Source organism: Arthrobacter pityocampae, from assembly GCF_002927275.1.
In the GTDB taxonomy this organism is placed as follows: domain Bacteria; phylum Actinomycetota; class Actinomycetes; order Actinomycetales; family Micrococcaceae; genus Arthrobacter_D; species Arthrobacter_D pityocampae.
This window is the reverse complement of the sequence record NZ_PRKW01000002.1, coordinates 334,579-354,601: the sequence shown is the minus strand read 5'-3', so window position 1 is coordinate 354,601 and position 20,023 is coordinate 334,579. Positions and strand designations below refer to the sequence as shown.

Below are 20,023 nucleotides of genomic sequence, written 5' to 3'. Positions count from 1 at the left end.
ACGATCCGTCAGCGGTGCGCCGGGAAGGGGATGCGGTCGAGGTCCGAGGCCGCGATCACCGTCGCCGTGCCGGCCGTGGCCCGGGCCTGCGCGGCCAGCAGGCCGACGTCGTCGTACCGGGACGAGAAGTGCGTCAGGACCAGCGTGGCCGCACCGCCGTGACCCGCGAGGGACCCCGCCTGGCCCGCGGTGAGGTGCCGGTACCGGGCGGCGAGCGCGGCGTCGCCGTCGCTGAAGGTGCTCTCGGTGACCAGGAGGTCCGCGCCGTCGGCGAGCGCGGCCGCGCCGTCGCACAGGCCCGTGTCCATGACGAAGGCGAAGCGGCGCCCGGGCCGGTGCACGCTGACGTCGTCGAGCCTCACGGAGCCGAGGCTCCCCTCGCGCTGCAGGCGCCCGACGTCGGGCCCGGTGATCCCGGCGGCGGCGAGCCGGTCCGGCAGGAACGTGCGCCCGTCCGGCTCGGTCACCCGGTAGCCGAAGGCCTCGACGCGGTGGTGCAGCTCCTCGACCTCCACGCCCGGGGCGATGGGCCCGGCGGCGCCGTGGGGGTGGAGGTGCAGGTCCAGTCCCGGCGTGGCGAGGAAGACGAGGGCGCGCACCACGTCCTCGCCCGACGCCGGGTAGTGCACATGGACGGGGTGCTCGACGCCGTCCAGCACCATGCGGGAGAGGACGCCCGGCAGTCCGAAGCAGTGGTCGCCGTGGACGTGGGTGATGCAGATGCGGTGGATCTTCCCCGCCGAGAGGTTGGCGTGGATGAGCTGGCGCTGGGTGCCTTCGCCGGGGTCGAAGAGGATCCCCTCCTGTTCCCACTGCAGGAAGTACCCGTTGTGGTTGCGGGTCCGGGTGGGCGCCTGGGAGGACGTGCCGAGGATGACGAGCTCACGCATGCTGCCAGTCTTGCACTGCGGCCCCGCAGACGGTCAGAACCGCCCCACACTCACCCACGCGATGAACAGCCCGGCTACCAGCAGGGTCACACCCGTGATCGTCCCGCTGTGGCGTTGCAGCCAGGCGTCCAGATTCTTCAACACCGCGTCGGCGCGCTCGGGCCGGCGGATCCGCAGGACGATCGGCACGAGGATCTCGGCCTGGGCGATCAGGACGTAGGCGAGGACGACCACGATGCTTGCGACGGGTTCGAGGCCCTGCAGTCCGATCAGCGTGCCCGCGGTCAGGGAGAGCAGGATCGCCTTCGGCCGCAGGGCCAGGGCCAGGCCCAGGGCAACGTACTCCCAGGGGCGAGCCGAGCCGACGCGGGTCCGCACGCGCGTCAGGGCCGCGCTGTCGGTGGTGCGGGGGGTGGACAGGACGTAGATGCCGTAAGCGATGACGCTGGCTGCCACCACCAGACCGCCGACGGCCAGCGTCGCATTGCGCTCCGGGCCCTCCGGGCCCTCCGGACCCGGCAGGAAGCGCAGGCCGGCCGCGGCGGCTCCGACCAGCAGGAGGGTCCCGGCGACGCTCCCGGTCAGGAACCACCAGGCGCCGCGGTGGGCGGTGGGGGACAGCAGGATGATGATGGTCACGCTGGCGGGCACGGCGCTCATCGTCCCGGCGAAGGCGACGGGCAGCAGACTGATCAGGAGACTCAGCATGGGGGGCTCACAGGGCACCAGGACGGCACGAGGATGTTGTCATGCGTGCCCCTCACGGGGGGCGGAGGACCTCGCCTTCCGCTGTGCCCGGAAGGCGCGCCGCTCGGCGTCCTCGTCCTCGAGGAGGACCTCGAAGTCCGTCCTGTCCCCGGTGAGCGCCCGCCGCCACCACGTCGACGGTTCGGCGTCGATGAGGATCGACCGGACCAGCAGGGTCAGCGGTACGGCCAGGATGGCGCCGAGCGGCCCGAGGACCACGGCCCAGAAGAGGACGGAGACGAAGGTCAGGGTCTCGCTGAGGGACACCGCATCCCCCACGTACTTGGGCTGGATGACGGACTGGATGGCGCCGTTGATCACGCCGTAGACCACGATGACGATCACGACGGTCTGCCACCCGCCGCTGAGGAAGCCGAAGAACAGGGGCGGCACGATGGCGATGAAGTAGCCGACGTTGGGAATGAAGCTGCAGATGAAGGAGAGCAGGCCCCAGAGAAGGGCGCCCGGAACCTGGAGGAGGACGAGCACCAGCGCGTTGAACGCGCCCTGCGCCAGGCCGAGCACCGTCGTCGTGACCATGTAGCGGCGCGTCCCGGTGGCGAACCCGATGAGCGCGGACACCAGCCCGGGGTGGTGGGGGCGCACGTAGGCGAGCAGCGCCGGCACCCGGGACCCGTCGACGGCCATGAGGATCAGCAGGGTCAGGATGATCACGAGACCGCCCACCGCGTCGGTGACGCCGCCCAGCAGGTCCCCGATGAACCCGGTGATGCTCTCGGGGGTGAATCCGTTCTGGACCGCGTCCGTCCCGCTCGAGTTGAAGCCCAGCGACGCCAGCATCCCGGACACGGTGGTTCCCACCTGATCGAGCTGCGACGCGTACTGGGGGAGCAGGGCCGAGAAGCGCGCGAGGGCGAGGGCCAGGATCAGCGCGAACGAGAGGACGAGGGCGAGCACGGCGACGATCGACGCCACCGTGGCGGCACCCCGGGAGAAACCCCGCTGGTACAGCCGGCGGTGGAGCGGATGGACGCACAGCGTGAGGATGATCGCCAGGAACACCGGGACGACGACGCCCCGCATGGCGGCGACCCCGAAGGCCGCCGCGGTCGCTCCACCGAGGGCGAGCAGGACGACGGTGCTGCGAGGGAGGGCCGGTCGTGGATCGACGACGGGAGGCGGGTCGGCTGCCATGAGAATCTCCTTCCACCGGAGCGACGCCGTGGGTCGGGCGGGATCGTCGAGGAGCGCCGGCACGCGGATGGTGCCTTCATTGTCGGCGCGAGGCGGGTCCGCCTGTCTCATCCCCGACGGATGAGACAGGGTGCCGGGCGTTGACAGGTCATCGGGGAGGCAAGGGGGCGTGCGGTCGGGTCTGGACCGGCAGCGCGCGGCCGGGAAAGAATAGGACCGGGCCCGCACGGGCGCCGGCGGTCCGTGGGAGGGGCGCACCCGCCGGGCACGACGTCGGAGGAGCACGCACCGTGGAGTACGCAGCAGCGCCGGGCGCGCCTCCTCCGGGCGCCATGCTCACGGCCACCCGGTCCTGGAAGCAGGGCACCTGGCGCACGCCCTCCCGGGCGCTGATCCCTGCCGCACTGGTATCCCTCGCCGGCGTCGTCCTCCTCGTGCTCCACCAGCCCCTGAGCGGCTACGGGCTGCTGGCCGCGGCGCTCGCCGTGGCCGCCGTCGTCGACCGCGCCCTGTTCCGGGACCTGGTGCTCATCGCGTTCGGCCTCACCGTGATGACCCTCGTGCCCATCACCACGGACATCAGCGTGCAGCACATGGCGGTCATGGGCTCCGCGATGATCCTCGCCGTCGGTGTGCCGTACGCCGTCTCGCGCTTCGTGTACCGGGACCACGCGATCACGTTCCCCCTGCGGACCGGCGAGTCATGGACCCGCACCGAGAAGTGGTACCTGCCCGTCGTCGTCCTCATGGGCTACGCGCTGCTGCCCTTCTACATGCTCAGCACCGGGGTCTACACGAACTGGCCGGCGGCGTCGGAACCCGCGGAGATCGCCCGCCTGTTCGTCGGAACCAACGGGCTCGGGATCTGGGACGAACTGTTCTTCATCTGCACGGTCTTCGCGCTCCTGCGCCGGCACCTGCCCATGGTGCAGGCCAACGTGCTGCAGGCGGCCCTGTTCACCTCGTTCCTGTGGGAGCTGGGCTTCACCGCGTGGGCGCCGCTGTTCATCGTCCCGTTCGCGCTCCTGCAGGCCTTCATCTTCACCCGCACGCGCTCGCTCTCCTACATCATCTGCGTGCACCTGCTGTTCGACCTCGTGCTGTTCCTCGTCCTCCTCCACGCACACAACCGGGCGTGGGTGGATATCTTCGTCTACTGAGGCGCGTCCGCCGGGGATCCGGGGTCCGCGACGGAGCGTGCGCACCGGAAGCCGATGTGCGAGGTGGCCGTGTCCTCGGTCTGCGGGGAGCGGGCGGCAGGACGGTAGCGCAGGCAGTACTCCGGGGCGCACAGGTGGGAGCCTCCCTTGAGGACGCGGCGCGGGACGTCCGCCCCGGGCTCCGCGCTGTCGGCCGCGCTGTCCCGGTGCGGAGTGCACGCGCATCCGCCGGCCCCGTCGTCAGCCGGTGCTGGTGCTGGTGCTTTGATCGCGTGGCGGGCCGCGTAATAGGTGCTGGTCCACTCCCACACGTTCCCGATCATGTCGGAGAGGCCGTACCCGTTGGCACGGAACGACCCGACGGGGGAGGTTCCCTTCCATCCGTTCGCGCCCGTCCGGAGGTACGGGAAGCGTCCCTGCCACGTGTTGGCCATCAGCACGCCGTCCGGCCTGGCCTCGTCGCCCCACGCGTAGGCGAACGCATCGGACAGTCCGCCCCGGGCGGCGAACTCCCATTCCGCTTCGTCCGGCAGCCGTTTACCGGCCCAGGTGGCATAGGCGGCGGTGTCCGCGAAGGACACCTGGACCACCGGGTGGTCCTCCTTGCCCTCGAGGGAGGAGCCCGGGCCCAGCGGATGCCGCCAGCAGGCACCGGGGCTCCAGCGCCACCACCGTGTCCAGTCGCCGAGGTCCACCGGGCCGGGCGGGGGTGTGAAGACCAACGCGCCCGGGGCCAGATCACGGGGTGGGAGGTCCGGGAACTCCACCGGGTCCAGCGGTCGCTCGGCCACTGTCGTGTAGTCCGTCGCAGCGACGAAGACGGCGAAGTCCGCATTGGTCACGGGCCGCTCGTCCAGCTCGAAGGGGAGCACGCGCACCTGGCGCGCCGGTCCCTCGTCGGGGTAGAAGTCCTCCGACCCCATCCGGAACTCGCCGGCCGGAATGTGCAGCATCGTCGCATGCTACCTGCTGTCCCACCCTCGCTCCAGAGGCCGTCCGCTGCGCCGGTGTCGCGTGCACGCCGGACCGTCCAGGTCCTGAGCCATCGGCCGATCACTCATCCTTTTCGGGTGAGGCGGCGGCCGATCGGGTGGACCACGGTGAGGGGTGAACCAGAGCCCTCACCCCCGAGGAACGCTCTGTCGAGGCCCCGAAAGGGAAGGGTCTGCCGCATGCCGATCTATGAGTACCGCTGCCCCCGATGCGACGTCTTCGAGCTCACCCGCGGCATGGGGTCGGCACCTGCGGAGGAGGACTGCCCGACGTGCGGGCAGCGGGCCAGGCGAAGGATCAGTGCACCCCGCCTTGCCAGGACCGGAACAGCGGCCTTCCGGCTGATCGATGCGGCCGAGCGCAGTGCATCGGAGCCGCGCGTGGTGTCCGGAACGCCTCCGGCCCCCGGCAGGAGCGCCCGCCCTGCCTACTCGACGAATCCGCTCCACCAGAAATTGCCGCGCCCCTGATCCTGGTACGCGGCGTCGATCATCAAAGGAGATGAAATGCCCGACGTCATATTCCCTCTCGACTCGGCCCGGAAGTTCGAGGACCAGGAGAAGATCGGACACAACCGGTGGCACCCGGAGATCCCGCCGGTGGCCACGGTGAAACCAGGGGACTCCTTCAGGGTCCACTGCCGGGAATGGTTCGACGGCGCCATCGTCAACGACGATTCCGCCGAGGACATCCTGAACGCGCCGCTGCTCACCGTCCACAAACTCAGTGGCCCGTTCGCCGTGGAGGGCGTGAAACCGGGGGACCTCCTCGTCGTCGACATCCTCGACGTCGGCCCCATCCCGCAGGAGGATGCGGGCCCGCTCGCCGGACAGGGGTGGGGGTACACCGGGATCTTCTCGCGGAACAACGGCGGCGGCTTCCTGACCGACCAGTTCCCGGACGCCTACAAGGCCATCTGGGACTTCAGCGGGCAGGTGGCGACGTCGCGGCACGTGCCGGAGGTGTCCTACGTGGGGCTCATCCATCCGGGACTGATGGGCACGGCGCCGTCGGCGGAGCTGCTGGGGAGGTGGAACAGGCGGGAGGGAGACCTCATCGCCACGGACCCGCACCGCGTCCCTCCGCTCGCGCTGCCGCCCGAGGCCGGGCACGCCCTGCTCGGGAGCCTCCCGGCCTCGGAGTTCGACCGCGTGGCGGGGGAGGCCGCCCGCACCGCCCCGCCCCGCGAGAACGGCGGCAACCAGGACATCAAGAACCTGTCGAAGGGCTCGCGGATCTTCTACCCCGTCTTCGTGGACGGCGCCAATCTGTCCCTCGGTGATCTCCACTTCTCACAGGGCGACGGCGAGATCACCTTCTGCGGTGCGATCGAGATGGGCGGGTTCATCGACCTCCGGGTGGACGTCATCAGGGGCGGCATGGACACCTACGGCGTCAGCGAGAACGCCATCTTCATGCCCGGCATCATCGAGCCCCGCTACAGCGAGTGGATCGCGTTCTCCGGCACCTCCGTGACACTCGACGGCACGCAGCACTACCTCGATTCGCACCTGTCCTACCAGCGGGCCTGCCTGCACGCCATCGACTACCTCACGAAGTTCGGGTACAGCCCGGAGCAGGCCTACCTGCTGCTCGGATCGGCGCCGATCGAGGGCAGGCTGTCGGGCGTGGTGGACATCCCCAACTCCTGCTCCACCGTGTACATCCCCACGGCGATCTTCGACTTCGACGTGCGCCCGTCCGCGGCCGGTCCGTACAGGATCGACCCCGGCATGGGCGCGCCGCGCTCGCGCAACGCCTAGGGCACTTCCCCGGTCACGGCGGACTTTGACACGCGGTGCCCCCCATGATTGCTTGGTGGGGCACCGCGCGGGCCACCGCGCACCCCACCCGGTCGGAGGACGTCATGGACAGGATGCCCGCCCGATGACCACCACCTCCGATGCCGCCGACTTCATCGACGACGCCCTCCAGTACGAGAGCTCCTGGGAACGCGCCGAAGACTACGAGCGGCGTTTCGGGACAGGCCTCACGTACTACGGGGCGTCCGTCGGCGCGGTCCGGGGCACCATCAGGAACGCGGAACGCCGCTTCGCGGGCCTCGGGCACGACGACGTCACAGCCCTCGCCGCCGACCTCTGGTCCCGCCCCGTGTTCGAGCGCCGCCTCGCGGCCGTGGTGCTCCTGCAGTCCGCGGTCCGGCTGCTGCGGCACTCCGACCTCACGCGCATCGAGGGCTTCCTCCGCTCCGCGCAGGTGCCCGATCTGGCGGATCCGCTCGCCGTGGACGTCGTCGGCCCGATGCTCCTCGGGCTGCGTGGCCAGGATGCCGCCCGGGCGGCATCCGTCCTCGACCGGTGGGCGGCCGGGCAGGATCCTGCGCTGCGCCGGGCCGCGGTCCTCGCCCACCTGCCGGCCTTCCGGTCGGGGCGCGGCGATGACGCCGCGTTCCGCCGGACGGTCCGGCTCGTCGCGGGCGCGGGCGCGGGCGCGGGGCGGGAGCGGGTGCCGGCGGTCGACGACGCCGTCGAGCTGGTGCGCGGCAGCGGCGCGGCCTGAGCCTGCCCCAGGCAGAAGGGCGCACCGGCGGGCCGGCACTGCTGCTAGCGGATGTCGATGGCCCGGACGATCCTGCCGCGGAGGGCCGGCATGAGGTGGTGGACGCCCATGAGGGCGAGGCCGTACCGGCGGACGCGGCGCATCGACGTCGCGACCTTCAGCCGGGGGTCGATGCGCACGGCGCCGAGGCCGAGGCGGCGGGAGATCCTGACCGAGAAGTCGATGTCCTCGTCGCGCTCGTCGATGGAGGTCCGCCCGATGCCGCCGGACGCCAGGTAGGCCGAGGAGCGCACCGCCATGTTGTGGCCGGCGACGAAGCGCAGATAGGCGGGATCCAGGTGCTTCACCGTCAGCAGAATCCGCAGCATCACCAGCGCCCCCGGCATGAGCAGGTCATCGCCCCACCGGAAGTGCCGGTCCCGCAGCGGGATGCTCGTCCCGCCCACCAGCTGCACCTGCGGATGGTGGGTGAACAGGGCGCGGATGCGGCTGGTCCAGTCCGCGGCGGGCTCGCTGTCGCCGTCGGTGCGGGCGACGAGCGTGAAGCCGTCCCCGATGGCCGTGCGGAACCCGGTGTCGCACGCGGCGCCCGTGCCCTTCTGCGGCTCCACCAGGAGCCGGACGTCGAGGGCGGGCCGGGCGGCGATGAACCGTTCGACCCGCTCGACGGTGTCATCCGTGGAGCCGTTGTCCACCACGTAGACCCGCAGGTCCGCGGCGTCGCGCTGCCCGCGGAGGGCATCGAGCGTCCGGGCGATGCCGGGTTCGTTGAACACGGGGACGACGACGGCGAGGCGGTCGGTCACGAGCAGGTCCTTCGGGGGAGCAGGAGTTCGGTGGGCATGGGCATGGGCATGGGCTAGGGGCGATCGAGGTCGGTGGCGGCGAACGTGTCGCAGGATGCCAGGTCCCCGGTCTCGTAGCCCTGGGAGAACCAGGCCTGGCGCTGGGCGCTGGAGCCGTGGGTCCAGCCCTCGGGGTCGACCTGACCGGTCATGGACTCCTGGATGCGGTCGTCGCCCACGGACGCCGCCGCCGAGAGGGCGTCCCGCAGGTCGGTGTCCGAGAACGGGCGGAGGAACGGCTCGCCGGACTCGGGATCGGGGACGGAGACGGCGTGGGCGGCCCACATCCCGGCGAGGCAGTCCGCCTGCAGCTCGACCCGGACCCCACCGGATTCCGCGCCCTGCGGGTCCTGCTGAGCGGCGCCGAGGGTCCCGATGAGGTTCTGGATGTGATGACCGAACTCATGCGCCACCACGTACTCCTGGGCGAGGGGGCCGCTGGAAGCACCGAAGCGGGTCACGAGATCATCGAAGAACGCGGTGTCGTAGTAGGTCTGCTCGTCCGCCGGGCAGTAGAACGGGCCGACGGCGCTCGTCGCCGTTCCACAGCCCGTGTTCTCCCGGCCCGAGAAGAGGACCACGCCGGGCTGCGTGTAGGTCACGCCGACCTGCTCGAGGGTGGGCACCCAGAAGCTGTCGAGGCTCTCCGCCGTCGCGAGGATCCGGCAGTCCAGCTGCTCGTTGGCGTCGGCGCCGGAGCGGCACGCGCTGATCGCCCCGCCGGCGGGGCCCTGCTCCTGCGTCGTGCCGGTCCCGTCGTCGAGCCCGAGCTCGTCGACCACGCCGGGGCCGAAGATCAGCGAGAGGATGAGGAGGAGCCCGCCGCCCACGCCGCCGCCGACGGCCGCGCCGCGTCCTCGTCCCCGCCGGTCGCTGACCCGCGAGGGGTCGAGTTGCACGTTGTCGTTGAAACTCATGATCCAACCATAAGCCGACTTAGCGTCGACGGGCGTCACGGCCCGCTGCACGCGGGGGGCGGGCGGCTAGTGCAGGGGTGCCGGGGTGTCGTCCGCGGTCTCGGGTGCGCGGACGAAGAACGAGGCGACGACGGCGAGCAGGAAGATGATCGCGCCGTAGAGGAAGGCCGCCCGGATGCCACCGGCGAGCGCGGCGTCGGCCGCGGCGCCCTCCGCGGCGAGCGACGTGCCGCGCAGTGTCATGACGGAGATGAACAGTGCGGTGCCGGCGGCTCCGGCCAACTGCTGGACGGTACCGAAGACCGCGCTGCCGTGGGAGTACAGCCGTGGCTGCACCGAGCCCAGGGCCGCGGTGAGGAGCGGCGTGAACATGAGCGCGAGCCCGATGCTGAGCAGCACGTGCGCGGCGAGGACGAGGGGCACGGGGGTGGTCTCCGTCACCTGCGTCATGGCCCAGAAGACGGCGCTGACCAGGAACGCACCCGGGACCAGGAGGACGCGGGGGCCTCGGCGGTCGTAGACGCGTCCCACGATCGGGCCGAGCAGCCCCATGGCCAGTCCGCCCGGGAGCAGGAGCAGGCCGGACTGGAAGGGGGTGAGCCCGAGGACGGACTGCGCGTAGATGGGGATCAGGATGATGGTGCCGAACAGGGCCATCATGCTGACCGCGATCGCGACGATCGAGATGGAGAAGTTCCTCGACGTGAAGACGCGGAGGTCGAGCAGGGCCGCGTCGCGGCGCTGCAGGACCAGCTGGCGGGTGACGAACACCGCGAGGCCGGCCAGGCCGACGGCGAGGGGCACCCACGCGGGGATCGCGCTGTCCGTGGACGCCTCGCCGAGCCGGCTGAGCCCGTACACGATGCCGCCGAAGCCGACGGCGGAGAGGACGACCGAGGGGACGTCGATGGAGGACGTCCGCGGCGTGGTGACGTTCTGCATCTTCGCGGAGCCGAGGGCCAGGGCCGCGAGGGCGATCGGCAGGACCAGCCAGAACAGCCAGCGCCAGTCGAGCGTGCTGAGGATCGCACCGGAGATGGTGGGGCCCAGTGCGGGGGCGACGGAGATGACGATCGAGATGTTGCCCATCACCTTGCCCCGGGAGGCCGGCGGCACGAGGGTCATGACCGTGGTCATGAGCAGCGGCATCATGATCGCGGTCCCGCTGGCCTGCACCACGCGTCCCGCCACGAGGATCTCGAAGCCCGGGGCGATCGCCCCGATGAACGTGCCGAGGCTGAACAGGCTCATCGCGGCGATGAAGACGGGCCGGGTGTTGAACCGCTGCAGGAGGAAGCCGGTGATCGGGATGACCACCGCCATGGTGAGCATGAACGCCGTCGTCAGCCACTGGCCCGCACCCACCGTGATGCCGAGGTCCGTGACCAGGCGGGGGATCGCGACGCCCATGATCGTCTCGTTGAGGATCACCACGAACGCCGAGATGAGCAGGAGGGTGATGACCAGCCTGTCGCGGGCCGGGAGGGCGCCGGGGCCGGGGACTGTCTTCGGTGGGGCCGGCCGTCCGGCGGGGTCCTCGAGGCGGGACGGGGTGCTCTGGGTCATGACAATCCTTGATGGTTGATGAAGTCAATCAACTGAACCACGACCGGCAGGAACCTATTCCGGCCCATGGCGCGCCCGCCTCCGGGGAGCGGACCGGCGTCGCCTAGCATGGGACGGGTGAATTCCTTCTACCGCGATCTCGGCAGCGGCAAATTCGAGTCGACCGTCCACGCCCAGGGTGCCTGGAATCCGCAGGAGCAGCACATGGCTCCCATCTCGGGCCTGCTCACGCAGTGCCTGCTCGAGTGCGAACCCCGTGAGGGCATGCAGCTCAGCCGGGTCAGCTTCGACATCCTCGGGATGATCCCCGGCGGTGAGTTCTACGTGACCACTCAGGTCGTCCGTCCCGGCCGCACCATCGAACTGGTCGAGGCCCGCATGGAGGCCGCCGGCCGGACGGCGATCGTGGCCCGCGCCTGGCGGCTCAGCACGCAGGACACCGCCGACGTCGCCGCCGCGGAGGACCCCCGGATGCCCGGCCCCGACGACGCCGGACCCCACGAGGGCATGACGGCGTGGCCGGGCGGCTTCATCCGGTCCCTCGAGGTCCGTGTGGTCCCCGGGCACCGGCCCGGCAGGGGGCAGGTCTGGATGCGCAACCCGTATGCCATGGTGGAGGGCCGGCAGGCCCCCGACCTCGTGCGGCTGGTCGGGATGATGGACGCCGCCAACGGGATCGCCTCCCGCGTGGAGCCCGGAGGCGACAGCTGGATGTTCCCCAACGTGGACCTGCAGATCCACCTCCACCGCATGCCGCGCGGTGAATGGCTGGGCCTGGACACCCGCGTGACCTTCGGCGAGCACGGCGTGGGCCTGACCTCCAGCGTGGTGCACGACCTCGATGGTCCCTTCGGCCGGCTCGAGCAGATCCTCACGGTCCGCCGGCTCTGACGCGCAGGAACGCCGCCGGCTCCGACGCGTCGGAATGCCCCGGCCCACCCGCGGGTTGCACGGGGTACGCAGTCCGTGCCGCGGGGCCGGACGCCGTCGACGAGGAGGAAGCATGCCGAAGGCACTCTGGAAGGACACCGTCATCGCCCAGTCGGACACGACGGTGATGGTCGAGGGAAACCACTACTTCCCGCCGGACTCCATCACCCACGAATACTTCAGGCCCTCCGACACGCAGACCGTCTGCCACTGGAAGGGCACGGCCAGCTACTACACGCTGACCGTGGACGGCCAGCAGAACCCGGACGCGGCCTGGACCTACCCGGAACCGAAGGAGGCGGCGGAGAACATCCGCGGTCACTACGCTTTCTGGAAGGGCGTCACGATCAGCGACTGACACCCCCCCCCCGCAGAGGGCGCCGTCCTCCCGACGGCGCCCTCTGCGTGTGCTCGCCGACGAGCGCACCCACCGACGACGGCGCCACCCGGCGCCCTGACGAAGGAGCACCCATGCAGTATCGGACACTCGGCAACAGCGGCACCTCGGTGTCGCACCTCGCCCTCGGCACGATGACCTTCGGCGCGGAAGCGGACGAGGCCGGCTCCCACGCCATCCTGTCGGACTACGCCGCCGCGGGCGGCAACCTCATCGACACCGCGGACGTCTACACCGCCGGTGCCTCGGAGGAGATCATCGGCCGGTGGCTCGCGAAGAACCCCGCGGAGCGGGACCGCATGGTCCTCGCGTCCAAGGGCCGGTTCCCGATGGGCGAGGACGTCAACGACCTCGGCCTCTCCCGGCGCCACCTCCGCAAGGCCCTGGATGCCTCGCTGACCCGCCTCGGCGTGGACCACATCGACCTCTACCAGGTCCACTCGTGGGATCCGCTGACCCCGCTCGAGGAGACCCTCGGCTTCCTGAACGAGGCCGTCGTCCAGGGCAAGATCGGGTACTACGGCTTCTCGAACTACACCGGCTGGCAGCTGACGAAGGCCGTCATGATCGCCCGGCAGCGCGGCTACAGCCTCCCGGTCACCCTGCAGCCCCAGTACTCGCTGCTCGTCCGCGAGATCGAGGCGGAGATCGTGCCGGCCGTGCTCGACGCCGGGATGGGGATGCTCCCGTGGTCGCCGCTCGGCGGCGGCTGGCTGACGGGCAAGTACACGCGCGACACCCTGCCCACCGGAACCACCCGGCTGGGCGAGAACCCGGAGCGCGGCATGGAGGCCTGGGAGCAGCGCAACGCCCAGGAGCGCACCTGGCGGATCATCGACGCCGTCACCGGTATCGCCGCCGTGCGCGGCGTCAACGCCTCGCACGTGGCGCTGGCGTGGGTCGCCGCCAAGGCCGGTGTGACGTCCGTGATCCTCGGCGCCCGCACGCAGGATCAGCTGGCGGACAACCTCGCCTCCGCCGACCTGGAGCTCGCGCCCGAGGAACTCGGCCGCCTGGACGAGGTCAGCGCCCCGACGTTCTCCGACTACCCGTACGGCGGCCCCGGCATCGAGCAGCGCAGCCGGGCGGTCGACGGCGGCCGCTAGCCCGACCGGGTGGCGGCGCGGCCCGGGGTGCGGACTGCCTACGATGGACGGATGAGCACTCCGTGGCAGGGCGCACCCGGGCTGGCACTCGTCCGCGATCCGGTCTCGGACGACGCCGCAGCCGAACTCGACCGCGGGATCGGCCTCCTCCGGGAGGTCGCCGCCGGGGACCGGCCGCCGACCCTGCGCCTCTACCGGCCGAGCCCCACCGTCGCCTTCGGGCAGCGGGACGCCCGGCTGCCGGGGTTCGGCGCGGCCTCGGACGCCGTCGCCCGGCACGGCTTCGCGCCGCTCGTCCGGCGTGCCGGCGGTCGCGCCGCCGCGTACCACGGGGGCTGCCTCGTGGTCGACCACATCGAGCCGGCGCCCGACGCCGTTGCCGGCACCCGGGCCCGCTTCGCGGCGTTCGGGAACTTCTTCGCCGGGGTCCTCGCCGATGTCGGGGTCGATGCCGGCGTGGGCGAGGTGCCGGGTGAGTACTGCCCCGGGGAGTTCAGCGTGCACGGGCGGCACGGCGGGGTCCCGGCGGTCAAACTCGTCGGGACGGCCCAGCGGGTGGTCGCCGGCGCGTGGCTCTTCTCCTCGGTGATCGTCGTCGGGGACGCCGCGCCCCTGCGGGCGGTCCTGACCGACGCCTATGCTGCCCTCGGGCTTGCCTGGCGTCCGTCCACCGCCGGCGCCGTCGAGGATCTCGCCCCCGGCGTGGGCGTCGACGCCGTCGAGGAGACGCTGCTCGCTGCCTACGCCGGCGTCGTCGGTCTCTCTGGAGGCAGCCGGCAGGCCCGCACCTTCAACGGGAGCACTGCGGCGTCCGGCCTGTCCTGAGGCCGGACGCCGCACGCGTCAGGAGCCGCGCCGGATCCACTCCTCGAGGTGCGGTGCCTCGTCGCCGATCATGGTGCTGTCCCCGTGCCCGGTCCTCGCGACGGTCTCCGGCGGCAGGGTGAGCAGTTTCGTCCTGATGGACTCGATGATCGTGGGGAAGTCGCTGTAGGAGCGGCCGGTCGCACCCGGACCGCCCTGGAACAGGGTGTCGCCCGTGAAGACGGTGCCCGCCTCCTCCAGGTAGTAGCAGACCGAGCCGGGGGAGTGGCCCGGCGTGTGCAGCGTCGTCAGGGTGACCCCCGCCACCTCGATGGTGTCGCCGTCACCGATCGACTGGTCCGGGCTCAGCTCGGGGAACACCATGTCCCACAGCGGGCGGTCGCCGTCGTGTAGGTAGATCGGAGCGTGCACGGCGTCGAACAGGTCGCCGACGGCGCGGATGTGGTCGTCGTGCGCGTGGGTGAGGAGGATCGCGCGGACCGTCCGTCCGTTGACCTGCTCCACGATCGCCGCGGCGTCGTGCGGGGCGTCGATGATCACGCACTCGTCGTCGTCGCCCACGATCCACACGTTGTTGTCGACGTCCCAGGTGCCGCCGTCGAGCGAGAAGGTGCCCGAGGTGACGAGGTGCTCAACCCGCGCCGCCATCAGAGCTCCACCACCGAGCGGAGGACCGTGCCGCCGTGCATCTTGTCGAAGGCCTCCTCCACTTGGTCGAGCCGGATGCGCTCCGTGACGAAGGCGTCCAGGTCGAGGGTGCCCTGCAGGTAGTGGTCGACGAGCATCGGGAAGTCCCGGCTCGGCAGGCAGTCCCCGTACCAGGAGGACTTCAGGGAGCCGCCGCGTCCGAAGACGTCCAGCAGCGGCAGTTCGATGGTCATCTCGGGGTTGGGGACCCCGACGAGCACCACGGTCCCCGCGAGGTCGCGGGCGTAGAACGCCTGCTTGTACGTCTCGGGGCGTCCCACGGCGTCGATCACGACGTCGGCGCCGTTACCGCCGGTCAGGGCGCGGATGGCCTCCACGGGGTCGTCGTCCTTCGAGTTCAGGACGTGCGTGGCGCCGAGGCCCTTCGCGAGCTCGAGCTTGCGGTCGTCGATGTCGACGGCGATGATCCTCGTGGCTCCGGCGAGCTTCGCCCCGGCGACGGCGGCGATGCCCACGCCGCCGCAGCCGATGACGGCTACGGAGTCGCCGCGGGAGACGTTGCCCGTGTTGATGGCCGCGCCGATGCCGGCCATGACGCCGCAGCCCAGCAGGCCGACGGCGGCGGCGTCGGCCGCCGGGTCCACCCTGGTGCACTGGCCGGCGGCGACGAGGGTCTTCTCGGCGAACGCGCCGATGCCGAGGGCCGCGGTGAGGACGGTGCCGTCCTCGAGGGTCATCTTCTGGGTGGCGTTGTGCGTGGCGAAGCAGTACTGGGGCTCACCCCTGCGGCACGCCCGGCACTCGCCGCAGACGGCGCGCCAGTTCAGGATCACGCGGTCGCCCGGGGCAACCGTGGTGACGTCGTCGCCGACCGCGCTCACGACGCCGGTGGCCTCGTGACCGAGGAGGAACGGGAACTCGTCGTTGATGGCACCTTGCTTGTAGTGCAGGTCCGTGTGGCAGACACCGCACGTGAGGATGTCGACGAGTGCCTCGCCGGGCCCGGGATCGGGGACCAGGATGGTCTCGATGGTGGCGGGGGCATCCTTCGCCCGCACCACGACGCCCTGAACTTTGTGCACCATGTGTTGCTGTCCTTCCGCTGGGAGTGGCGGCCGGATGACCGGCCTGCCGCTCCCAGCATATGGGGGACTGCTCGGGCCCTAGGCTGCGACCCTGGCCTGGACCTCGGCGAGCGACGGGTTCGTGGCGGTGCTGCCGTCGGGGAAGATCACGGTGGGCACGGTCTGGTTGCCGCCGTTGAGGGACGCCACGAGCTCGGCGGTGCCCTCCACCTCCTCGATGTTGATCTCGGTGAAGCCGATGCCCTGCGCCGACAGCTGGGACTTCAGGCGACGGCAGTACCCGCACCACGTGGTGGAGAACATGGTGATGGATCCTGCTTCTGGCGTGTAGTCCACGGTGCTCCTCGTCTGTGCGCGCAGGCTTCCCGCGCGCAGGTGTCGAAACGGTGCGGGCCCGGTGTGGTCCCGCACCGTCGTCAACACGGAAGCGCACCGGCTCATTCCTGCGGGCCCGCCACGTCCGGCCCGTCACGCCCGGGACCGGCACGGGTAGGCTTCCGGCATGGCTGAAGCAGAGGAAGACCCGAGCGTGAAGCAGTTGGCCGCCGTCCGGGTGGCGATCAACGAGGTGGACGAGCAGATCGTGTCCCTCATCTCCCGCCGCGAGCGGCTCGTCCGGCGGGCCGGCGCCCTCAAGCACGACGACGCCTCCGTCCGCGCCCCGGCCCGCGTGGAGCAGGTCATCACGAATGTGCGCGGCTACGCGTCGAAGCTGGGCGTCGACCCGACCGTCGTCGAGCACACGTACCGCGCCATGATCGATGCGTTCATCGAGTACGAGCTGCGGGTGCGCCGGGAGCTGTAGCGCACGCGCCAGGGGCGCTCCCGCCGTCGTCGCGCGGGGAGCCTGTTGGTCGGCCCTGCGCGCACCCGATACGATCAGCAGGGCGGTTCCCGGGCTCACCGGATGCCGTCACGCCCCCTCGGGCGCCCCCTGTTCCGATTCCCCAAGGAGACCCTCCGTGTCAGCGCCGCAGTCCATGAAACTCATCGTCGACGGCGAAGAGACGCAGGCGACGACGGGCACCACCGGCACGGAGCTGTTCTCCGAACGGCGCGACGTCGTCGTCATGCGGGTCGACGGCACCCTGCAGGACCTCGACCAGGAACTGCCCGACGGCGCCGCCGTGGAGGGTGTGACCCTCGAGGACCCCGCCGGGCTGGAGGTCCTCCGCCACTCCGCCGCGCACGTCATGGCGCAGGCCGTGCAGCAGCTGCGCCCCGGGGCCAAGCTCGGCATCGGCCCGTACATCACCGACGGCTTCTACTTCGACTTCGACGTCGAGGAGCCCTTCACCCCTGACGAGCTCAAGCAGCTCGAGAAGATGATGCTGAAGATCGTCAACGCCAACCAGCGCTTCGTCCGGCGGGTCGTGTCCGAGGACGAGGCCCGCGAGGCGATGAAGGACGAGCCGTACAAGCTCGAGCTGATCGGCCTCAAGGGCGGCGCCACGGACGAGGACGGCGCCTCCGTGGAGGTCGGCGCCGGCGAGCTGACCGTGTACGACAACGTGGACCGCAAGTCCGGCGACGTCGTGTGGCAGGACCTGTGCCGCGGTCCCCACCTGCCGAACACGAAGCTCATCTCCAATGCCTACGCGCTCACGCGCTCGGCTGCCGCCTACTGGCGCGGCAGCGAGAAGAACAAGCAGCTGCAGCGGATCTACGGCACGGCGTGGCCCACCAAGGACGCCCTCAAGGCGTACCAGGAGCGGCTGGCCGAAGCCGAGCGGCGCGACCACCGGCGCCTCGGCACGGAGCTGGATCTCTTCTCCTTCCCGGACGAGCTCGGCTCCGGCCTGCCCGTCTTCCACCCCAAGGGCGGGGTCATCCGTAAGGCGATGGAGGACTACTCCCGCCAGCGCCACACCGACGCCGGATACGAGTTCGTCTACACGCCCCACATCACGAAGGGGCACCTCTACGAGGTCTCCGGGCACCTCGACTGGTACCGGGACGGCATGTTCCCCGCCATGCACGTCGACGAGGAACTGAACGAGGACGGCACGGTGCGCAAGCCCGGGCAGGACTACTACCTCAAGCCGATGAACTGCCCCATGCACAACCTGGTCTTCCGGTCCCGGGGGCGGTCCTACCGCGAACTGCCGCTGCGCCTGTTCGAGTTCGGCTCGGTGTACCGCTACGAGAAGTCCGGCGTGGTGCACGGCCTGACGCGCGTCCGGGGCATGACCCAGGACGACGCCCACATCTACTGCACCCGCGAGCAGATGAAGGACGAGCTCACCGGGACGCTGAACTTCGTGCTGGGCCTGCTCAAGGACTACGGTCTCGACGACTTCTATCTGGAGCTCTCCACCCGCAACCCGGAGAAGTCGGTCGGCTCGGAGGAGATCTGGGACGAGGCCACCCGCACCCTCGCGGAGGTCGCCGAGGCCTCGGGCCTGGAGCTCGTGCCCGATCCGGGGGGAGCCGCGTTCTACGGCCCGAAGATCTCCGTCCAGGCCCGCGACGCCATCGGCCGCACCTGGCAGATGTCCACCATCCAGCTGGACTTCAACCTGCCCGAGCGCTTCGAACTCGAGTACCAGGCGGCGGACGGCTCCCGCCAGCGCCCGGTCATGATCCACCGTGCCCTGTTCGGCTCGATCGAGCGCTTCATGGGCGTCCTCACCGAACATTACGCCGGGGCGTTCCCCGCCTGGCTGGCACCCGTGCAGGTGCTCGCCGTCCCCGTGGCCGAGGCGTTCAACGACTACCTGTTCGACGTCGTCGACAAGCTCAAGGCCGAGGGCATCCGCGCGCAGGTGGACGCCGGCTCCGACCGCTTCCCGAAGAAGATCAGGACGGCGAGCAAGGAGAAGGTGCCGTTCGTCCTCATCGCCGGCGGCGAGGACCAGGAGGCGAACGCGGTCTCCTTCCGCTTCCGGGACGGCAGCCAGGACAACCAGGTGCCGGTCGACGAGGCCGTCCGCCGGATCGTGGAGGCGGTTCGCAGCAGGGAAGCGACGCTCTGATGGCCGACGCCGGCAGTCCGGATACCTCCCCCCTCGCCGAGCCGCCGGCCGACTACCCGGGCGACCGGGAGGTCACCGACGGGTTCGAACTGGCCGGCGTGCCCGACGCCTTCCAGCGGCTGTGGACCCCGCACCGCCTCGCCTACATCAAGGGCGGGCAGGAGCAGGTGACCACGGAGGAGTCCTGCCCGTTCTGCCGCGCGCCGCAGCTCAGCGACGAGGACGCCCTGATCGTCCATCGGGGTGACCACGCCTTCGTGCTGCTCAACCTCTTCCCGTACAACGCCGGCCATCTCCTGGTCTGCCCCTACCGGCACGTGCCCGACTACACGGACATCGACGACGCCGAGACCGCGGAGATCGCCGCCCTCACCCAGACGGCCATGCGCGTGCTGCGCCGGGTCTCCAACCCCTCCGGGTTCAACCTCGGCATGAACCAGGGCGTCACGGGCGGCGCCGGGATCGCCGCGCACCTGCACCAGCACGTGGTGCCGCGCTGGGGCGGGGACGGCAATTTCCTGCCGATCATCGCCCAGACCAAGGCCATCACCCAGACGCTCGGCGACGTGCGCGGGCAGGTCGCGGCGGCATGGGACGCCCACGACCGCACGGGATCGGCCCCCTGATGCTCAACAAGTACGCGAGGGGCTTCTTCACCCGGCTCTTCACGCCCCTGGCGCGGCTCCTCCTGAAATGGGGGGTGACACCCGACGCCGTGACCATCGCCGGTACCATCGGCGTGGCCGGCGGCGCGCTGGTGTTCTACCCGCTCGGCGAGCTGTTCTGGGGCACCCTCTTCATCACGGCGTTCGTCTTCTCCGACGTCGTGGACGGCATCATGGCGAGGATCAAGGGCCACAGCGGGCCCTGGGGCAACTTCCTCGACTCCACGCTCGACCGCATCGCCGACGGAGGCGTCTTCGCCGGCGTCGCCATCTGGTTCTTCACGGGCGGGCAGAACACGCCCGTCGCGATCGCGGCCCTGACCTGCCTCGTGCTCGGCATGATCGTCTCCTACGCGCGGGCGAAGGCGGAGTCCCTCGGCTTCACCGCGAACGTGGGGCTGGCCGAGCGCGCCGAGCGGCTCGTGTCCGTCCTCGTGGTCACCGGCCTCACCGGGCTCGGACTACCCGAGGGGTTCCTGCTCGGTGTGCTCGTCGTCCTGGCCGCCGCGAGCCTCGTCACCGTCTACCAGCGCATCAGCGGCGTCCGCCGACAGTCCCGCGAGCCGAGGCCGGCCGCCTGATCCCTCCCGGCTCCGGCA

22 protein-coding genes are annotated in these 20,023 nt (G+C 70.9%); 12 read left to right on the top strand and 10 right to left on the bottom strand.

Annotated elements, in window-relative coordinates; all coding sequences use genetic code 11:
• Positions 1-8: 8 nt before the first annotated feature.
• From C4K88_RS05500 to C4K88_RS05490, 3 genes are read right to left on the bottom strand one after another with little or no spacing between them, the layout of a single operon-like run.
• A complete protein-coding gene (locus C4K88_RS05500; protein WP_104120616.1) occupies positions 9-890 on the bottom strand; it encodes a ribonuclease Z in 882 nt (293 codons plus the stop codon).
• A 33-nt stretch (positions 891-923) separates the two neighbouring features.
• The gene (locus C4K88_RS05495) at positions 924-1,598 is read right to left on the bottom strand and encodes a GAP family protein (protein ID WP_104120615.1); all 675 of its coding nucleotides are present in this window, start codon (positions 1,596-1,598) and stop codon (positions 924-926) included.
• Between the two features lie 39 nt (positions 1,599-1,637).
• On the bottom strand, positions 1,638-2,792 hold the full coding sequence (locus C4K88_RS05490; RefSeq protein WP_104120814.1) for an AI-2E family transporter: 1,155 nt from the start codon (positions 2,790-2,792) through the stop codon (positions 1,638-1,640).
• A gap of 332 nt (positions 2,793-3,124) precedes the next feature.
• Between C4K88_RS05490 and C4K88_RS05485 the strand changes: the two genes are divergently transcribed.
• Positions 3,125-3,952, top strand: a complete 828-nt coding sequence (locus C4K88_RS05485) for a CPBP family glutamic-type intramembrane protease (protein WP_104120813.1) — start codon at positions 3,125-3,127, stop codon at positions 3,950-3,952.
• On the opposite strand, the gene C4K88_RS05480 is transcribed toward C4K88_RS05485, so the two are convergent.
• Positions 3,946-4,905 (bottom strand): formylglycine-generating enzyme family protein, encoded by a 960-nt coding sequence (locus C4K88_RS05480; protein WP_104120614.1) that lies wholly within the window; start codon positions 4,903-4,905, stop codon positions 3,946-3,948. The genes C4K88_RS05485 and C4K88_RS05480 overlap by 7 nt on opposite strands.
• A 6-nt stretch (positions 4,906-4,911) precedes the next feature.
• On the opposite strand from C4K88_RS05480, the gene C4K88_RS17870 reads away from it, so the two are divergent.
• The 3 genes from C4K88_RS17870 to C4K88_RS05465 all read left to right on the top strand — a co-directional run bounded on the left by C4K88_RS17870 (position 4,912) and on the right by C4K88_RS05465 (position 7,465).
• Entirely contained in the window at positions 4,912-5,415 is a 504-nt protein-coding gene (locus tag C4K88_RS17870) for an FmdB family zinc ribbon protein (protein WP_306418603.1), read from the top strand.
• A gap of 36 nt (positions 5,416-5,451) precedes the next feature.
• Positions 5,452-6,708, top strand: a complete 1,257-nt coding sequence (gene fmdA / locus C4K88_RS05470; protein WP_104120612.1) for a formamidase — start codon at positions 5,452-5,454, stop codon at positions 6,706-6,708.
• A 124-nt stretch (positions 6,709-6,832) separates the two neighbouring features.
• Positions 6,833-7,465: a DNA alkylation repair protein gene (locus C4K88_RS05465; RefSeq protein WP_104120611.1), complete on the top strand. Its 633-nt coding sequence runs from the start codon at positions 6,833-6,835 to the stop codon at positions 7,463-7,465.
• Positions 7,466-7,509: 44 nt separating this feature from the next.
• On the opposite strand, the gene C4K88_RS05460 is transcribed toward C4K88_RS05465, so the two are convergent.
• From C4K88_RS05460 to C4K88_RS05450, 3 genes are all read right to left on the bottom strand, one after another.
• Positions 7,510-8,271 carry a glycosyltransferase family 2 protein gene (locus C4K88_RS05460; protein WP_167398977.1) on the bottom strand — a complete coding sequence of 254 codons (762 nt, stop codon included), beginning with the start codon at positions 8,269-8,271 and terminating at the stop codon, positions 7,510-7,512.
• A gap of 53 nt (positions 8,272-8,324) precedes the next feature.
• Positions 8,325-9,227 carry a KPN_02809 family neutral zinc metallopeptidase gene (ypfJ, locus tag C4K88_RS05455; protein WP_104120610.1) on the bottom strand — a complete coding sequence of 301 codons (903 nt, stop codon included), beginning with the start codon at positions 9,225-9,227 and terminating at the stop codon, positions 8,325-8,327.
• A gap of 66 nt (positions 9,228-9,293) precedes the next feature.
• Positions 9,294-10,793: an MDR family MFS transporter gene (locus C4K88_RS05450; RefSeq protein ID WP_104120609.1), complete on the bottom strand. Its 1,500-nt coding sequence runs from the start codon at positions 10,791-10,793 to the stop codon at positions 9,294-9,296.
• A gap of 108 nt (positions 10,794-10,901) precedes the next feature.
• On the opposite strand from C4K88_RS05450, the gene C4K88_RS05445 reads away from it, so the two are divergent.
• From C4K88_RS05445 to C4K88_RS05430, 4 genes are all read left to right on the top strand, one after another.
• Entirely contained in the window at positions 10,902-11,684 is a 783-nt protein-coding gene (locus C4K88_RS05445) for a thioesterase family protein (RefSeq protein WP_104120608.1), read from the top strand.
• 112 nt (positions 11,685-11,796) lie between these two features.
• Positions 11,797-12,081, top strand: coding sequence for a DUF427 domain-containing protein (locus tag C4K88_RS05440; protein WP_104120607.1), 285 nt, complete (start codon positions 11,797-11,799; stop codon positions 12,079-12,081).
• A 113-nt stretch (positions 12,082-12,194) separates the two neighbouring features.
• On the top strand, positions 12,195-13,226 hold the full coding sequence (locus C4K88_RS05435) for an aldo/keto reductase (protein ID WP_104120606.1): 1,032 nt from the start codon (positions 12,195-12,197) through the stop codon (positions 13,224-13,226).
• Positions 13,227-13,277: 51 nt separating this feature from the next.
• Positions 13,278-14,051 (top strand): lipoate--protein ligase family protein, encoded by a 774-nt coding sequence (locus tag C4K88_RS05430; RefSeq protein ID WP_241521722.1) that lies wholly within the window; start codon positions 13,278-13,280, stop codon positions 14,049-14,051.
• 18 nt (positions 14,052-14,069) lie between these two features.
• Here C4K88_RS05430 and C4K88_RS05425 read toward each other — a convergent pair whose 3' ends face one another.
• The 3 genes from C4K88_RS05425 to C4K88_RS17710 form a co-directional block, all read right to left on the bottom strand.
• Positions 14,070-14,699, bottom strand: coding sequence for an MBL fold metallo-hydrolase (locus C4K88_RS05425; protein WP_104120605.1), 630 nt, complete (start codon positions 14,697-14,699; stop codon positions 14,070-14,072).
• Entirely contained in the window at positions 14,699-15,784 is a 1,086-nt protein-coding gene (locus C4K88_RS05420; RefSeq protein ID WP_104120604.1) for an S-(hydroxymethyl)mycothiol dehydrogenase, read from the bottom strand. The genes C4K88_RS05425 and C4K88_RS05420 overlap by 1 nt, the downstream gene beginning before the upstream one ends.
• Before the next feature lie 78 nt (positions 15,785-15,862).
• Complete coding sequence (locus C4K88_RS17710) at positions 15,863-16,120, bottom strand: mycoredoxin (RefSeq protein WP_104120603.1); 258 nt, start codon at positions 16,118-16,120, stop codon at positions 15,863-15,865.
• Between the two features lie 166 nt (positions 16,121-16,286).
• Here C4K88_RS17710 and C4K88_RS05410 point away from each other — a divergent pair, with 166 nt between their 5' ends.
• The 4 genes from C4K88_RS05410 (at position 16,287) to pgsA (ending at position 20,005) form a co-directional block, all read left to right on the top strand.
• Positions 16,287-16,589, top strand: coding sequence for a chorismate mutase (locus tag C4K88_RS05410; RefSeq protein WP_104120602.1), 303 nt, complete (start codon positions 16,287-16,289; stop codon positions 16,587-16,589).
• 175 nt (positions 16,590-16,764) lie between these two features.
• Positions 16,765-18,759 (top strand): threonine--tRNA ligase, encoded by a 1,995-nt coding sequence (gene thrS, locus C4K88_RS05405; protein ID WP_438502330.1) that lies wholly within the window; start codon positions 16,765-16,767, stop codon positions 18,757-18,759.
• Positions 18,759-19,385 (top strand): HIT family protein, encoded by a 627-nt coding sequence (locus tag C4K88_RS05400; RefSeq protein ID WP_104120600.1) that lies wholly within the window; start codon positions 18,759-18,761, stop codon positions 19,383-19,385. The genes thrS and C4K88_RS05400 overlap by 1 nt, the downstream gene beginning before the upstream one ends.
• Positions 19,385-20,005, top strand: a complete 621-nt coding sequence (pgsA, locus tag C4K88_RS05395; RefSeq protein ID WP_104120599.1) for a phosphatidylinositol phosphate synthase — start codon at positions 19,385-19,387, stop codon at positions 20,003-20,005. Before C4K88_RS05400 ends, pgsA begins: the two co-directional genes overlap by 1 nt.
• Positions 20,006-20,023 lie beyond the last annotated feature (18 nt).

Bases quoted from the DNA above. Each gene is read 5' to 3' on its own strand.
- pgsA (WP_104120599.1), top strand. From the start codon at position 19,385: ATGCTCAACAAGTACGCGAGGGGCTTCTTCACCCGGCTCTTCACGCCC.
- ypfJ (WP_104120610.1), bottom strand. From the start codon at position 9,227: ATGAGTTTCAACGACAACGTGCAACTCGACCCCTCGCGGGTCAGCGAC.
- C4K88_RS05445 (WP_104120608.1), top strand. From the start codon at position 10,902: ATGGGACGGGTGAATTCCTTCTACCGCGATCTCGGCAGCGGCAAATTC.
- fmdA (WP_104120612.1), top strand. From the start codon at position 5,452: ATGCCCGACGTCATATTCCCTCTCGACTCGGCCCGGAAGTTCGAGGAC.
- C4K88_RS05440 (WP_104120607.1), top strand. From the start codon at position 11,797: ATGCCGAAGGCACTCTGGAAGGACACCGTCATCGCCCAGTCGGACACG.
- C4K88_RS05435 (WP_104120606.1), top strand. From the start codon at position 12,195: ATGCAGTATCGGACACTCGGCAACAGCGGCACCTCGGTGTCGCACCTC.
- C4K88_RS05425 (WP_104120605.1), bottom strand. From the start codon at position 14,699: ATGGCGGCGCGGGTTGAGCACCTCGTCACCTCGGGCACCTTCTCGCTC.
- C4K88_RS05480 (WP_104120614.1), bottom strand. From the start codon at position 4,905: ATGCTGCACATTCCGGCCGGCGAGTTCCGGATGGGGTCGGAGGACTTC.
- C4K88_RS05485 (WP_104120813.1), top strand. From the start codon at position 3,125: ATGCTCACGGCCACCCGGTCCTGGAAGCAGGGCACCTGGCGCACGCCC.
- C4K88_RS05430 (WP_241521722.1), top strand. From the start codon at position 13,278: ATGAGCACTCCGTGGCAGGGCGCACCCGGGCTGGCACTCGTCCGCGAT.
- C4K88_RS05410 (WP_104120602.1), top strand. From the start codon at position 16,287: ATGGCTGAAGCAGAGGAAGACCCGAGCGTGAAGCAGTTGGCCGCCGTC.
- C4K88_RS05465 (WP_104120611.1), top strand. From the start codon at position 6,833: ATGACCACCACCTCCGATGCCGCCGACTTCATCGACGACGCCCTCCAG.
- C4K88_RS05420 (WP_104120604.1), bottom strand. From the start codon at position 15,784: ATGGTGCACAAAGTTCAGGGCGTCGTGGTGCGGGCGAAGGATGCCCCC.
- C4K88_RS17870 (WP_306418603.1), top strand. From the start codon at position 4,912: ATGCTACCTGCTGTCCCACCCTCGCTCCAGAGGCCGTCCGCTGCGCCG.
- thrS (WP_438502330.1), top strand. From the start codon at position 16,765: ATGAAACTCATCGTCGACGGCGAAGAGACGCAGGCGACGACGGGCACC.
- C4K88_RS05450 (WP_104120609.1), bottom strand. From the start codon at position 10,793: ATGACCCAGAGCACCCCGTCCCGCCTCGAGGACCCCGCCGGACGGCCG.
- C4K88_RS05400 (WP_104120600.1), top strand. From the start codon at position 18,759: ATGGCCGACGCCGGCAGTCCGGATACCTCCCCCCTCGCCGAGCCGCCG.
- C4K88_RS05490 (WP_104120814.1), bottom strand. From the start codon at position 2,792: ATGGCAGCCGACCCGCCTCCCGTCGTCGATCCACGACCGGCCCTCCCT.
- C4K88_RS05500 (WP_104120616.1), bottom strand. From the start codon at position 890: ATGCGTGAGCTCGTCATCCTCGGCACGTCCTCCCAGGCGCCCACCCGG.
- C4K88_RS05495 (WP_104120615.1), bottom strand. From the start codon at position 1,598: ATGCTGAGTCTCCTGATCAGTCTGCTGCCCGTCGCCTTCGCCGGGACG.